At 42.6% G+C, this 15,199-nt stretch carries 11 protein-coding genes and 4 tRNA genes; 14 read left to right on the top strand and 1 reads right to left on the bottom strand.

What is annotated here, in order from left to right; genetic code table 11:
- Nucleotides 1-274 precede the first annotated feature (274 nt).
- From F9802_RS07665 to F9802_RS07610, 12 genes are all read left to right on the top strand, one after another.
- The gene (locus tag F9802_RS07665) at nt 275-1,567 is read left to right on the top strand and encodes an adenylosuccinate synthase (RefSeq protein WP_152150583.1); all 1,293 of its coding nucleotides are present in this window, start codon (nt 275-277) and stop codon (nt 1,565-1,567) included.
- A 219-nt stretch (nt 1,568-1,786) separates the two neighbouring features.
- A tRNA-Lys gene (locus tag F9802_RS07660) sits at nt 1,787-1,862 on the top strand.
- Between the two features lie 16 nt (nt 1,863-1,878).
- A tRNA-Glu gene (locus F9802_RS07655) sits at nt 1,879-1,950 on the top strand.
- A gap of 147 nt (nt 1,951-2,097) precedes the next feature.
- Nucleotides 2,098-2,174, top strand: a tRNA-Asp gene (locus F9802_RS07650).
- A 98-nt stretch (nt 2,175-2,272) separates the two neighbouring features.
- A tRNA-Phe gene (locus F9802_RS07645) sits at nt 2,273-2,345 on the top strand.
- A 436-nt stretch (nt 2,346-2,781) separates the two neighbouring features.
- A complete protein-coding gene (gene yycF / locus F9802_RS07640; protein ID WP_152150581.1) occupies nt 2,782-3,489 on the top strand; it encodes a response regulator YycF in 708 nt (235 codons plus the stop codon).
- 5 nt (nt 3,490-3,494) lie between these two features.
- Complete coding sequence (gene walK / locus F9802_RS07635; protein WP_152150579.1) at nt 3,495-5,318, top strand: cell wall metabolism sensor histidine kinase WalK; 1,824 nt, start codon at nt 3,495-3,497, stop codon at nt 5,316-5,318.
- Nucleotides 5,315-6,649, top strand: a complete 1,335-nt coding sequence (locus F9802_RS07630; protein WP_152150577.1) for a YycH family regulatory protein — start codon at nt 5,315-5,317, stop codon at nt 6,647-6,649. The genes walK and F9802_RS07630 overlap by 4 nt, the downstream gene beginning before the upstream one ends.
- Entirely contained in the window at nt 6,636-7,418 is a 783-nt protein-coding gene (locus F9802_RS07625; RefSeq protein WP_191991802.1) for a two-component system regulatory protein YycI, read from the top strand. Before F9802_RS07630 ends, F9802_RS07625 begins: the two co-directional genes overlap by 14 nt.
- Nucleotides 7,419-7,439: 21 nt before the next feature.
- Nucleotides 7,440-8,234 carry an MBL fold metallo-hydrolase gene (locus F9802_RS07620; protein ID WP_152150573.1) on the top strand — a complete coding sequence of 265 codons (795 nt, stop codon included), beginning with the start codon at nt 7,440-7,442 and terminating at the stop codon, nt 8,232-8,234.
- 235 nt (nt 8,235-8,469) lie between these two features.
- A complete protein-coding gene (locus tag F9802_RS07615; RefSeq protein WP_152150572.1) occupies nt 8,470-9,681 on the top strand; it encodes a S1C family serine protease in 1,212 nt (403 codons plus the stop codon).
- A 75-nt stretch (nt 9,682-9,756) separates the two neighbouring features.
- The gene (locus F9802_RS07610; protein ID WP_152150570.1) at nt 9,757-9,909 is read left to right on the top strand and encodes a CxxH/CxxC protein; all 153 of its coding nucleotides are present in this window, start codon (nt 9,757-9,759) and stop codon (nt 9,907-9,909) included.
- A 119-nt stretch (nt 9,910-10,028) separates the two neighbouring features.
- Here the strand turns inward: F9802_RS07610 and F9802_RS07605 are convergent, their stop codons facing one another.
- The gene (locus tag F9802_RS07605) at nt 10,029-12,344 is read right to left on the bottom strand and encodes a glycerophosphodiester phosphodiesterase family protein (RefSeq protein ID WP_191991801.1); all 2,316 of its coding nucleotides are present in this window, start codon (nt 12,342-12,344) and stop codon (nt 10,029-10,031) included.
- Between the two features lie 284 nt (nt 12,345-12,628).
- Here F9802_RS07605 and rlmH point away from each other — a divergent pair, with 284 nt between their 5' ends.
- Both rlmH and F9802_RS07595 read left to right on the top strand, forming a co-directional pair.
- Nucleotides 12,629-13,108, top strand: coding sequence for a 23S rRNA (pseudouridine(1915)-N(3))-methyltransferase RlmH (gene rlmH / locus F9802_RS07600; protein WP_152150566.1), 480 nt, complete (start codon nt 12,629-12,631; stop codon nt 13,106-13,108).
- A 731-nt stretch (nt 13,109-13,839) separates the two neighbouring features.
- Complete coding sequence (locus F9802_RS07595; protein ID WP_404799147.1) at nt 13,840-15,198, top strand: aromatic ring-hydroxylating oxygenase subunit alpha; 1,359 nt, start codon at nt 13,840-13,842, stop codon at nt 15,196-15,198.
- The last annotated feature ends 1 nt before the right edge of the window (nt 15,199 follow it).

The raw sequence follows: 15,199 nt of genomic DNA, 5'->3' as shown, positions 1-15,199 counted from the left end.
AAGTAATGGCTCTTGAAAGCAGTAATAATTTTCATCAATATACAAATAATAAAAGAAGCTAACGTCCTGTATGTAATAGGTGATTAGCTTCTTTTTCTCTTTTAATAGACTTTTTCAGTGCCATCAGCATGGGTTGTTGTTATTTTTCACGAACAAATCGGTAAAACAAATATAAAATGTTCGTGTTTTGTAATTGACTTCTCTAGTTTTAAACTGTTAAAATAAATTTGGCAAACAAATAAGAAATTTATAGACCCTTCGGAGGTGCTTGTTTATGTCGTCAGTAGTAGTTGTTGGAACACAGTGGGGCGATGAAGGAAAAGGGAAAATCACTGATTTCCTTTCAGAAAACGCAGAAGTGGTGGCTCGTTACCAAGGTGGTAACAATGCGGGACACACAATTAAATTCAACAATATTACGTACAAACTTCATTTAATTCCATCAGGTATCTTTTACAATGATAAAGTTTGCGTCATCGGCAACGGAATGGTCGTTGATCCGAAAGCATTAATCGAGGAATTGAAATATTTGCATGAACGCAATGTATCAACAGACAACTTGCGCATCAGCAATCGCGCGCATGTGATCCTCCCTTACCATTTGAAAATTGATGAAGTGGAAGAAGAACGCAAAGGCGACAACAAAATCGGCACAACGAAAAAAGGTATTGGCCCTGCCTACATGGATAAAGCAGCCCGTATCGGCATCCGCATGGCTGATCTTCTGGACCGCAAAGCGTTTGAAGAAAAGCTAACACGCAACCTAGAAGAAAAAAACCGCTTGCTTGAGCGTTTCTATGAAACAGAAGGATTTAAGCTTAAGGATATTCTTGATGAATATTATGAATATGGTCAGCAAATTAAACAATATGTGTGCGACACATCTGTCGTTTTAAATGATGCACTCGATGAAGGCCGCCGCGTATTATTTGAAGGCGCGCAAGGTGTTATGCTCGATATTGACCAAGGCACGTATCCATTCGTAACGTCATCAAACCCAGTTGCCGGTGGAGTAACAATCGGCTCCGGCGTTGGACCAACAAAAATCAATCACGTAGTCGGTGTATCGAAAGCGTACACAACACGTGTTGGAGACGGGCCTTTCCCGACAGAGCTTGATAATGAAATCGGCCGCCAAATTCGTGAAGTCGGCCGTGAGTACGGCACAACGACAGGCCGCCCGCGCCGTGTTGGCTGGTTTGACAGCGTCGTCGTACGCCACGCCCGCCGTGTGAGTGGACTGACAGATTTATCGCTCAACTCCATTGATGTGCTGACAGGCATTGAAACATTGAAAATCTGTACAGCATACCGCTACAAAGGAGAAGTCATTGAAGAGTTCCCGGCGAACTTGAATATTCTTGCTGAGTGCGAACCCGTTTACGAAGAACTGCCAGGCTGGACAGAAGACATCACCGGCTGCAAGTCGTTAAGTGAACTTCCTGAAAATGCCCGCCACTACTTAGAGCGTGTATCGCAGCTGACGGGCATCCCATTATCGATCTTCTCAGTCGGACCAGACCGCAGTCAGACAAACATCGTCCGCAGCGTATGGGCGCAAAGATAATAGACAGACCCAATCCGTTTTCCCTTTTGAGGAGACGGATTTTTTGTGTGCATGAAATGGAATGAAGGTAACACTCAACAATTTGACACATTCATTCACGCTTTCTACAGAAATTGCACAATAATCGCATTTTTTTCGACAATTTTTTTCAAAAATCTATTGTCAGCCTTTTAGCCTTATGATAATATTAACAACGTTGCTAAGAACAAGCACAGTTACGAGCCATTAGCTCAGTTGGTAGAGCATCTGACTTTTAATCAGAGGGTCGAAGGTTCGAGTCCTTCATGGCTCACCACTTTTATCTAAAAAATGGCCCCTTGGTCAAGCGGTTAAGACACCGCCCTTTCACGGCGGTAACACGGGTTCGAATCCCGTAGGGGTCATCTATAGAAAAGCGGAAGGCGCTCGTCCAGCGGCGACAGGCAAATGTTCTTCACCCAAAGAAGCTGTTCTTTAGCTTCATTGGGTGAAGGTTATTTGACCCCGAGCCGCTAGCGCCTGCAGCTAGACAAGATTCAACATATTTATATGGTCCGGTAGTTCAGTTGGTTAGAATGCCTGCCTGTCACGCAGGAGGTCGCGGGTTCGAGTCCCGTCCGGACCGCCATTTTTAAAACCGTTTAATTTAATGAATCCTATTTTCCGAGATGACGGCCATAATCCTCAAGATTCAACTTCAATGTTGGCCGCATCATTTTTTATTAAGGCTCAGTAGCTCAGTCGGTAGAGCAATGGACTGAAAATCCATGTGTCGGCGGTTCGATTCCGTCCTGAGCCATCAAAGAAGCATTGCGATGATATTTTACTCTCGCGGTGCTTTTTTTCATGGAAAAGAAAAACATTCCAGTTACTTGAAAAGCGTGAAAAACGCCGCTTTTCGTGATAAAGTTAGTGAGAAGTCGATGTTGTGTGAAGTCCGGGGTCGTTTGTTTTTATAACGGCCTGTTTGTGGTAGATAAGAAGACGCCATCTGCTTAAAAAAGCGGAACAAAAAGCGAACTTCCGGAAATATGGTAAAATAGTAGAATAATCTTTTCTAAGTTAGACAATTGTCTAGCTCTAGCGCCTACCCCTTCAAGTTCACAAGCTAGTCCTTCCAGAAAGGTAAAGATCACTTTTTTGAGGGGCTCGTCTTGTGCTTGTCGGGGGTGGACAAGGCGCTTGCGCTTTTCCATAAGGTGGATGTTTCAGATTGAAGAAATGAGGAGAAGAACATGCAAAAGAAGATATTAGTCGTTGATGATGAGAGGCCGATTGCAGACATTCTGCAGTTTAATTTAAAAAAAGAAGGTTATGACGTTCATTGTGCTTACGATGGTGACCAGGCAGTAGAAATGGTTGAGGAAATTCATCCTGATTTAATATTATTGGATATTATGCTTCCAGGACGCGATGGTATGGAAGTGTGCCGGGAAGTAAGAAAAAAACATGAAATGCCGATTGTCATGCTGACAGCAAAAGATTCAGAGATTGATAAAGTGTTGGGGCTGGAGCTTGGCGCAGATGATTATGTAACGAAACCGTTCAGCACGAGAGAGTTAATTGCCCGTGTGAAAGCAAACTTGCGTCGTCATCAAGCTGTGCCTTCCCAGTCGGAGGAAGAAGATACAAATGAAATTTCAGTAGGTACGTTAATCATTCACCCGGATGCTTATATTGTTTCCAAGCGTGGGGAAACGATTGAATTGACACATCGTGAATTCGAACTGCTTCATTATTTGGCGAAACATATCGGACAGGTGATGACGAGAGAACATTTGCTGCAGACGGTGTGGGGATATGATTATTACGGAGATGTCCGTACAGTTGACGTAACGGTTCGGCGCCTTCGTGAAAAAATAGAAGACAACCCAAGCCACCCCTCATGGATCGTCACGAGAAGAGGGGTAGGCTACTACTTGCGCAACCCTGAACAGGAGTAACACACATGAAAAGAGTTGGCTTTTTTCAGTCGATACAACTGAAATTTGTATTAATTTACGTATTGCTTATTTTGTTCGCGATGCAAATTATCGGTGTTTATTTTGTCAAAGAATTAGAGGAGAAGCTCCTGACTAACTTTAAAACGTCTTTGCAGCAGCGTGTCAATCTTCTCGAGTACAATTTAAGGGAAGAAATGCTGAAAGAGCGGACAGAAGAAACGCAGACTCTTGAGCAGGATATACGGAGAATACTGGATGATTTTACAGCACCTGACGTGTCTGAAGTGCGCGTCATTGATCACCACAGCCGTATCACCGGCACATCTGACCCGAACAGGCAAGGAATTATCGGACAGCGGATAACGGACATTGCTGTGAAGCGGACTCTTTCTTTCGGTGCTGAAGAAGATAAGATGTATATTGACCAGCAGTCGAACAAGCGGATCTGGGTGTATACGTCGCCGATTATTTCAAATCGGGAAGTTATTGGAGCTGTTTACTTAATCGGAAAAGTTGAAACCGTTTATGGGCAGATGGATCAAATTAACGAAATTCTTTTTTCAGCGACCGCTCTCGCCTTAGTGATGACAGCTGTGTTAGGTGTGCTGCTGGCCCGCACGATTACTCGGCCGATATCTGATATGCGCCGGCAGGCTGTCGCACTTGGAAAAGGAAACTTTTCACGCAAAGTAAAAGTATACGGTCAGGACGAGATTGGCGAATTGGCGATCACGTTTAATAATTTAACGAAACGGCTGCAGGAAGCGCAGGCAACAACAGAAGGAGAAAGAAGAAAGCTATCTTCTGTGCTTTCTTATATGACTGATGGGGTTATTGCAACCGATCGGAAAGGCCGCGTTATTTTAATAAACGAACCAGCGGCAAAGCTTTTAAATGTTTCACGTGAAACAGTCATTTCACAGTCGATCACGAACTTGCTCGGACTTGAAGAGGAATATACGTTTGACGATCTGCTGAATGAACAAGATTCAGTCATTTTGGATTACAGCAATGGTGATCAGCCGTATATATTGCGGGCCAATTTCTCAGTTATTCAGAAAGAAACCGGCTTTGTAAACGGATTGATCACGGTGCTCCATGATATAACGGAACAAGAAAAAATCGAAATGGACCGCCGCGAATTCGTTGCCAACGTTTCACACGAGCTGCGGACGCCGCTGACAACGATGAGAAGTTATTTAGAAGCGCTGGCAGAAGGGGCATGGCAGGATGCGGATATTGCCCCGCATTTCCTTGACGTGACCCAGACGGAAACTGAGCGAATGATTCGTCTTGTTAACGATTTACTGCAGTTGTCCAAGTTTGATAGCCGCGACTATCAGTTAACGAAAAAAGATGTCGACTTTACTGAGTTTTTCGATAAGATCATTGACCGTTTTGAAATGACAAAATCTCAGGAGGTCGCGTTTAAACGCAAGCTTCCCCGCTATCCTATTTATGTAGAAATTGATGCGGATAAACTGACTCAAGTGCTTGATAACATTATTTCTAACGCCTTAAAGTATTCTCCGCAAGGCGGTCAGATTACCTTTAAAGTGGAGGAAAAATCCGATAAGATTGAAGTCAGCGTCCGCGATCAAGGAATGGGGATTCCAAAGAAAAATCTCGAACGGATATTTGAACGTTTTTACCGCGTGGATAGGGCCCGTACCCGGAAATTAGGCGGAACTGGTTTGGGGCTCGCTATTGCGAAAGAAATGATTACTGCCCACGGCGGCCACATTTGGGCAACAAGTGCTGAAGGAAAAGGAACAACTATTTTCTTTACTCTTCCATATGAGCTGTCTGAAGAGGATGATTGGTCATGAATTACGAAAAAATGAAATCGATCGGGTTAGCGCTGCTCGTGGCAATCAGCATTATCCTGACGTTAGGTATCTGGAATTATCAGCCGAACTACGAAAAGATTACTGAAGACAATATTCATGAAGTGTCTTCGATCAGTGAAACGAGAGATGCCTCCCACTTAATTAAACCATCTAAAATTTTACATCATAAAGAAGGCGAACATTACGGAACGACGGGGCATAAAGAAACAGATGAAATAATGAAAGAACTGCAAAAATGGACTTTCTCACGTACGATGAATGTGTCCAGCCCGATGACTGAAAAAGAATTCAGTGAATTAATTCATGGGAAGAATCGGACGGAACTATTATTTCCAGCGTTCGTTCCTTTTTACACGATAAACAATATATTTACGTTTGAAGACGACACAGTGCCGAATGCTGTGTTTGATCGGATTGTCATCACGAAAGTGAACACGCAGGAAAAGGAAGCGATCGTGTATTTTGTCTCGACAAAAGAGCGGCTCGTTTTCCAAAGCCGGGCCTCTTCGCCGAGCCTCTCGGTGTTTAAAAAACAATTTATCGATAAAGTGGAACAATGGGAAACGTATGTCTCTTATCCGCTCGCTGCAGCTGATCAATTGTTTTTGCCGGAAGAAAATCCGCTATTGTCCAAGTATAAATACTTGCCGGATGATATTAAAATAGGGGATTTTAAAGATTTGCTGTTCAGTGATCCAAGTTTAGTTAAAAAAGGGACAAAGTCGAACGGAGAAGAGTATACAGACGGCTCCAGTTTAATGAGAGTGGATTACAGGACAAACATGATTACCTATGTAAACCCTGCGAAAGAACCTGAAATTACAAGCAGGGGAAGCTTGCATGACCTGTTAGATAAAAGCATTCAATTCGTCAATGAACATAGCGGCTGGACAGATCAGTACCGGTTGTTTGAAGCGAAACCGGGATCTTCTACGATTCGCTACCGTTTATTCATGAACGGGCTGCCAGTGTTCAATAAGGATGGCATGGCGGAAATTGTGCAAATATGGGGCAAAGACAAGATATATAAATATATCCGTCCGTATTTTACGCTCGATATCTCTTTGCCATCAGAAAAAGAGGAAATTACATTGCCGGACAGCGCCGATGCTTTTGAACAAGTAAAAAAACAGGAAGATTTTAATCTGGAACTGCTGGAAGACATGGCAGTTGGTTATCAACTGCTGCCAGACCCGCAATCGTCGAAAATACTCGTTCTCGAGCCTGCCTGGTTTTATAAATATGGGGGTTCTTGGCAACAGCTCTCATTTACTGAGGAGACGGAGGGAAACGTTCATGGATTGGAGTAAAACAAAAACCATTTTCATTGCCGTTTTCCTCATTTTGGACATTTTTCTCTTGATGGTATTTTTTAATAAGCATAGTGCCAGCCAGTTTGAATTTATACAAGAAGCTTCGATTGAGGATAAATTAAAGTCTTACAATATTGAGTATGAAAAATTGCCGGAAGAAGTGAGCGAGGAAACGATCATTACGGCAAAAACAAAAAAATTCACGAAAAAAGAGACGGATCGGCTGCTGAATCAAACGGTTAAGCTTTCACTTAATCAACTGATTTTGGACAGCTATCTCCAAAAACCGTTTAAGCTTGGTGAAGAAAAATTGGAAGACATGAAATCATTCGTCGAATCAGATGTCCTTTTCGGCGATCAGTACCGGTATTGGGGCATGAATGATGAAAAGAATATAGCTATTTTTTATCAGCATTATGACAATAAAAAAATGTTTGAAAACAAAAATGGTAAACTTGAAATTAAACTGAACAACAATGGAGAAATTTATGCCTACAGCCAGACGCTGCTTGAGAACTTAGAGGAAAATGGTAAGTCAGAAAGTATTCTGTCTGCTTATCAGGCGATCGAGACGCTTTATAAAAACGGTTTGATTAAGCCAAATAGTAAAATTTCAAATGTGGAGCTTGGCTACTATACAGTTGTGACGGAATTGCAAGTGCTGTCGCCGACTTGGTACTTTAAAATTAAAAACGGTGAGAAAACAGAAAGAATGTATGTAAATGCCTTTGACGGATCGATTTATAGGAACGAAGAAAATAGCTAATTGTAAGTGGAGTGAAGCAACATGACGATGCGTTTTAGTGTTCTGGCGAGCGGCAGTACAGGAAATGCGTTTTACGTTGAAACAGGCGAGCAAGCGTTTTTAGTGGATGCCGGTTTAAGTGGCAAGCAAATGGAAGCACTTTTCTCGTCTATAGATCGGGAGCTCAAAAACTTATCGGGCATCTTAGTGACTCATGAACATAGCGATCATATTAAAGGGCTCGGTGTGCTTGCCAGAAAATACAAGCTGCCAATTTATGCAAACGAAAGAACGTGGCAGGCGATGGAGAATTTGATCGGCAATGTGGATGTAGAACAAAAATTTACTTTCGATATGGAAACAATAAAGAGCTTTGGGGGCCTCGATATTGAATCGTTTGGTGTATCGCACGACGCCGCCGAGCCAATGTTCTACGTTTTTCACCACGAAGGCAAAAAGCTCGTGTTAATTACGGATACAGGCTATGTAAGCGACCGGATGAAAGGGATTATTAAAGATGCTGACGCCTACGTATTTGAAAGCAATCATGACGTTCAAATGCTGCGTGTCTGCCGTTATCCGTGGAATATTAAGCGCCGCATCTTGGGCGACTTCGGCCACGTATCTAACGAAGATGCAGCCATCGCTATGAGCGAAGTGATCGGTGATCGGACGAAAAGCATTTACCTGGCGCATTTAAGCCAAGACAACAACATGAAAGACTTGGCCAAAATGAGCGTCACGCAAACGCTCGAAATGAAAAACATGCCTGTCGGGGAGCAATTTGAGCTGCTTCATACAGACCCGAAAACCCCGACTGTTTTGACGGAGATATAAGTGGATGGATAAAGCCGCCTGATTTTGTTCAGGCGGCTTTATTATGTCATTGACTGCAAAACGTTTGTTATTGACTATAAATGAGCTGTAAAATAATAATTATAGTGATTTCATGAGCCCACTGTTATTAACTTCCGCGAACATTGCATTTTAATTGAAATTTTCAACTGAGACGTTATAATTTGTGCTACATGGGGAAAATAAGAGACAGTATGTAGTAGAAAGGGTGAGGTGTTTGGGCTATTACGATGATGGCCGGGCTGGCCGAAATCAGCGCGGCCCTAGTAAAAGTGGGTATTTCCTGGCGAGTCTGGCCGGACTTATTTTAGGTGCACTGCTCGTGATTATCGCTCTTCCTAAGCTGGCGGATTATGATATCTTGCCGGGCGGAGAGAGTAATGAACAAGTCCACATTGAACAAAACGATGAGCAGCCGAAAGGACAAAATGTTTCTTTAAATATTACGACTGATGTGACAAAAGCGGTAGATAAAGCACAGGATACAGTCGTCGGAATTACAAACATTCAATCAGGCAGCTTTTGGGAAGAAGAATCTGCCCAGCCGGCCGGAACAGGTTCAGGTGTTATTTACAAAAAATCCGGCGATAAAGCGTACATAGTGACGAATTATCATGTGATCGAAGGCGCTCAGCAGCTTGAAGTGACGCTCGCAGACGGAACAAAAGTGCCGGCAAAAATGCGTGGCGGAGATATTTGGACGGACTTAGCCGTTGTTGAAATTGACGGAAAAAATGTAAAAAAAGTCGCTGAATTTGGCGATTCAGATGCGCTAAAAATCGGCGAACCAGTCATCGCAATTGGGAACCCGCTTGGTCTGGAGTTTTCCGGATCGGTCACGCAAGGAGTGATTTCCGGCTTGGAGCGCGCGATTCCGGTTGATATTAATGGAGACAACATGATCGACTGGCAGGCGGAAGTGTTGCAGACAGATGCGGCTATTAACCCTGGTAACAGTGGCGGAGCACTCGTCAATATTGCCGGCCAGGTCATTGGTATCAATTCAATGAAGATTGCTCAAAGTGCAGTTGAAGGCATCGGTTTATCGATTCCAATTAATTTTGCAAAACCAATTATCGATAGTCTTGAGAAAAATGGAAAAATGGTTCGTCCCGCCATGGGAGTGACACTCCGAAACGTGAATGAAATACCGGCGTACCATCAGCAGGAAACATTAAAGCTCCCTAGAGAAATTAATGATGGGGCGATGGTCGAGCAAGTTATGCCTAATACACCCGCCTCAAAAGCAGGGCTGCAGGAATTTGATGTCATTGTAAAGCTTGACAATCAAGCGGTACGTGATATTTTAGAGCTCCGTAAATATATGTACAACAAGAAAAAAGTCGGTGATAAAGTGGAAGTTACTTTTTACCGAAGCGGAAAAAAACAAAAAACAACAATGACGCTAACTTCAGAAGAAGCTCTTTAACTGAAAGACGCAGGAAGGCACTACGCTTTTCTGCGCTTTTTCATGATAGAATATATACGCAAAGGAGTGGATCAAATGATTTATTGCTGCAAAGAACATACAGAACTTGCACTTGACATTATTGTGGATGAATACGAAACAGCACCTATTATAGAAAAACTGGAAGTAGAGAAAAAGTCCTGTGAATACTGTCAAAATGAAGCGGAATATAAAGTAGCCCACGAATAGTCCCCTGATGTATGTGGATAGAGTCTATGGGTATGTGTATAATTTTTAGAAAAACAACAAAAATAAGTTGTGGATAACCAAAAAAGAGCGGCTTATACACAAGCACGCTCTTTTTTAGTTTAATTGGAAACAGTCACTTCAATCGGTTCTGACACGAGCCGCCATTCTTTGCCAAGCATCGTGAATGTGTGCTGTGCAAAGACAAATGTTTTTCCAGGTGCCAGTGCTTTAATTGTATTTCCTTCAATTGCGGTAATTTTCCCATTATCAGAAGAAAAAAGAGTCGTTTCAATATTTTCTTTTTTCTCTTCCCGGTAATGGACAAAAGCTTTAGCTTGAATAACAGCTGTTTTTCCAACTTTTAAATTCTGCTTTTTAATCGGCGTTTCCAGCCGGACAGGAGCCGCACTCAGCCATTGTGTGTAGTCGGTAATTGGACCGATCATGCCATTCATCAACTGTTCTTCCAGCGCTTGCTCATTGCGGAATGTCCAGTGAAGGCTTGTCATGCCGCGCTGCTTCATATAGGTGATGAATTCTTTCGAAAGACTGCCGTAGCTTGAGTTTAATGTTACATTCATTGTAGACGCGTAATTGACCATTTGTCTGGCGTCTTTCAATCTTGCTTCTGCTGTTGCCGGCACGCCGGCTGAGTATAAATAGCCTGCCCCGATTTCCGGCTTCAGCTCACGAGAACTCTTCACTGTATCAAGATTGAAGCTTTGAATTAAGACCTCATCTGTCATGCCTTCCTGTTCAATTTCTTCTATTACTTTTTCTTCAATGCCGGCTGCTTTCAGCTCAACGAGAAGGATTGCGCCTTTTCCTTTAAATCCTTGCAAAAATTCGCGGAAAGAAGGCACTTTTTCTCCGGCAAATTCCGGACTGAACTTCACGCCTGCATCGAGCTGGCGAATTTGTTCGTACGTTAACTCAGACACTTTGCCTGTTCCGTTCGTCGTCCGGTTGACGGTTTCATCATGCATAACAACGAGTTGGCCATCTTTTGTCATATGCAAATCCGTTTCAATTAAGTCGGCGCCAAGCTCATACGCTTTCTGGTAGCCGGCCATCGTATTCTCTGGGGCAAGAGACGGAATACCGCGGTGAGCAGCCACAATTGGACGCTGAACGAGCGTATTTTCAGGGTAGCGGCTAAATGCTGTTAAAACGGGAGCAGCTTCATCAGCAATGATGCCGTCTACGCCAGTATGTATGAGTTCATGAGCATCTGCTTCATTGGACCCGCCTATGCCCCACACCGAGACCGTCCGGCTGTGGAATGTATGGACAAGATCTGCCGACAGCAGCTTTTTCGGAATAACAGCCGTTTTAGCGCCATGCTTATGCAAACTTTGAATAAATTGGTTGATATCATGTTTATTCAAAGATTGACGGTTATATAGAACGGCTCCTCTTGCTGTAGGCACCTCTTTCTTCACAAGATCCACTAGCGCCGGGCTGCTCGACAAAATGTGAACATCCTGAATGGCTTGTTCTTTTAATAAAGAAATGAGCGGTGCCGCTGTTTTTTCCTCTTCCAGCTGAATGACGGGAATCATTTTTCCTTTCATTTTTTCAAGCATGTCTTTAAGTGGAGTGCCATTCACTTGCAGATCGCTATTCGTTTTTAGCAACATAGAAGAAACGCCCGTCCCGGCCAGTGCATCAATGGCTTGAGGTGTGGCATTGGATGATAAAATAGTTGGCGCGTTCAAAATATTTGTTTCCGCTTCTTTTGGCAAAAAGGCGCCGGAATCAGTGAGCGGCGGCAATTCTGCTTCTTGGGATGTGACTCTTAAATTATCAAATTGCACAGTCGTTCCGGCAGCTTGAAAACCGATATCACCTTTGAGATGAGCTGAAGCAGCATCTGTATCAATGACGAGCTGATCATTGATGTACTGCTGAACCCGGCTGCCTTTCGCGACTATTTTCAAGCGATAAGGCTTATTCAATTCAAATGGTTCGGAATAAAACGTTTTACCAAGTACTTCCCATTGGTTCCGGTCGTTGCGCAAGGCAAATTCAAGGCCATTCACAGCAGTGGCGCCGCGGCGAACCGCAAACTGGTAATAAGGATAGTTTTCTGACTGGACACGGTACATAATAGAAGCCCAGCGTGTATCTTCCACCGCAGATAAGAACGTCATATCGGCTTCAATGACGTAATCTCCGGTTTGTTCAGCTAGCGGCGCAACGACTCGCGCTGGCTTAGAAGTGGCCGGAGAAGTAAGTGTCAGCTTACCGTTTTGAACAGTTGCCTGTCCTTGAATAACCTTCCACCCGGCAGGCAGATTGGAAGCATCGAAGTTTTCTTGGACCAGATTTACAGCTTGTCCGTTCGCTGCTGCTTCGGGAAAGACAGGTGCACTGCTAAATATCATCCCCGCTGTAAGCACAATCGGAATCGTTTTCATTCTCACTTTACTCATCTTCATTTCCCCCTTAAAATAAGCTCCTCTTCATTCTGTCAATCCAATGTAAAGGGCGTATTAAATCCATATAAATTTTAAGGAGAATTGGAATATTCATTCTTTTTTACTAATCAATTAAAAAAGAGGAATTTTGTTAAGAAAAAAACGCGTAAAAAAAAGAAGCAGGTCAATTATGATATGATTATTTAAAGAAAAAACAGTGGAAAAAATTAATTTTGTGGATATGTGGATAATTTTGTGGATAACCTGTTCGTAAATTGTTTGTAAAGTGAGGACATGCTGTGAATATCACAATCGTTACAGTTGGAAAGCTAAAAGAGAAGTATTTAAAACAAGGAATCGACGAATACGTCAAGCGTCTTTCGGCTTATGCCAAACTGGACATTATTGAGGTCGCCGATGAAAAAGCACCGGAAGAACTAAGTATAACAGAAATGGAGCAAGTTAAACAAAAAGAAGGTGAACGCATCCTTGCTAAAATTAGCTCGGACACGCACGTGATCGCACTTGCTATCGAAGGCAAAATGAAAACATCTGAAGAACTTGCTAAACAGCTTGATCAGCTCGCCACCTACGGCAAAAGCAAAATCGCCTTCATCATCGGCGGTTCGCTCGGCCTGCACAAAGACGTTATGCAGCGGGCCAACGATACGTTATCTTTTTCAAAAATGACTTTTCCCCATCAGCTGATGAGGCTGATATTAGTGGAGCAGGTGTATCGGAGCTTTCGGATTAACCGGGGGGAACCGTATCATAAGTAAATGAGGTTATTAGAAAATGCCTCTCCTTAAAGTTGGGGAGGCTGGAACATTGTAAGTTTTCTTAACGGTGGGATCAAGAGGATCTGCTCTTATTGGTTGGGGGATCAGGTTAAGTACCTGATCTGATAAAATAGACGGGAAAATTTCGCTTAATTTGTAATTATCATTAAAAATAGCTTAAATAGACGAAGAGATTCCGCCTATTGACTCGAAAAACGTGAAAATGAGGGATTTTGCTTTGCATAGTCGGAAAACCTCCCCTTATTTACCCCGAAACAAGCTCTATTCTGCATTTAACCGAAAAATCTCCGCTTATTTTACCTTCATTGGTAAACTTGGGTGCCTGTCCCCCGCTGCGATACTGCTTTAGCGTACCGGGGGACTGACTCTATTTTCTAACAAAATACTGTTTAACATCCTTGTTCTGTGCACATTGTGCAAAACCAGTAATCAATTCGGACCCATGATCATGTTTGGGATTCTGTTAGATTAGTATTACAATCTGCGAAAGATATGAATAATTTATAGAGATTATCTCACTATTGTTCAAAAGGCCCCTTTCAGGCAAATATCTTACATTCATTTTATTTCTCTAATCATAACTAATCACAAATAATCACAAATAATCATAAAAAACCTTTATTTACATTATATATAATACGTTCTAAACTATAAAAAACAGAAGATTTAAAATTAATCATCAAAAATAGATTTAATGAGGTGAACAGAGAATGTTGGTTAAAGATAGCGTAAATAAGCAAACATTACAGAAGCTGAAAGAAAAGTTGGATAAGGGTTTAATGCCTCAATGGGCAGTGACAGATAAGGATATTTATGAATTGGAACGCAGACAGATTTTTGGTAAAACGTGGCAATTTCTGGGGCATGAATCTGAATTAAAAGAGCCCGGAAGTTATGTGACGCGTTGGATTGCGAGTGATCCAGTATTACTTGTAAAAACAAATTCCGGAGAGATTAAAGCTTATCTAAACTCCTGTACGCATAGAGGCGCACATCTATGTACGGCTGATTTCGGAAAAAAGAAAACGTTTACTTGTCCCTATCATGGATGGAGTTTTAACCTTGAAGGGGAACTGGTTGGTGTCGTATCCGGAAAAAAAGTATACGGAGAAAAAATGATAAAGGACGAGTGGGGGCTGCGTCCAATTCCGAAAGTTGGGATGTACCAAGGGTTGATATTTGCAAGCTTGGATCATCAAGCCATGCCTTTGGAGGATTACCTTGGGGATATGAAATGGTATTTAGACATCCTGTTAGGCAGAAGTGATGGCGGAATGGAAGTTAGAGGCGTTCCTCAACGTTGGACAGCACAAGCCAACTGGAAGATGACACAAGAAAACTTCGCTTCAGATCCATATCATGTTCAAACGAATCACCGGTCCACTGTTGAATTAGGAATCAGCCCAAATGACCCGAATTTTGCAAGTTATGGCCATCAGATCGTTTTAGGTAACGGTCACGGTCTAAGTATCATGACGTCTGCAACAGGCAAGTCACCCTATAAATATCAAACATTGCCTGAATCGATGTGGCCAATGTTTGAACGAAATTTAAGTCCTGAACAAAATGAAATCTTTTCAAATGCGACCGTTTTTGTCGGTGGTATGTTCCCTAACCTTGCTTTCGACAGTCCAGTGCATGGGATGGAAGGCGAGATGTGCAACTACTTAAATCTTCGGGTTTGGAGACCTTTAGGGCCTGATAAAGTAGAAATATGGTGTTGGTTTTTAATTGATAAGGCAGCACCCGAAGAATACAAGGAGGAAGCATATAAGGCTTATGTCGGTTCCTTTGGTCCCTCTGGAACATTAGAACAGGATGATACAGAAGTTTGGGCTCGTATTATTCAAGTAAGCGACGCGCTCATGATGGAAGATAAAGAATTAAGCTATAATAATGTGAACAATTATCTATTGGGAGAAGACGTATTTGAGCCAGTTGAAAACTTCCCTGGACCAGGTGTTGCTTACCCATCTACTTACACGGATAACTTAGCAAGAAGTATTCAAAAACGTTGGTTTGAACTAATTTCAAAAGGTCTTTTGGACGAAGAGGAGGATAGCCAGTGAG

Origin of the sequence: Bacillus aerolatus (assembly GCF_009183655.1) — a bacterium.
GTDB classification, from domain to species: domain Bacteria; phylum Bacillota; class Bacilli; order Bacillales; family Domibacillaceae; genus Pseudobacillus; species Pseudobacillus aerolatus.
This window is presented reverse-complemented; position numbering and strand designations above follow the sequence as displayed.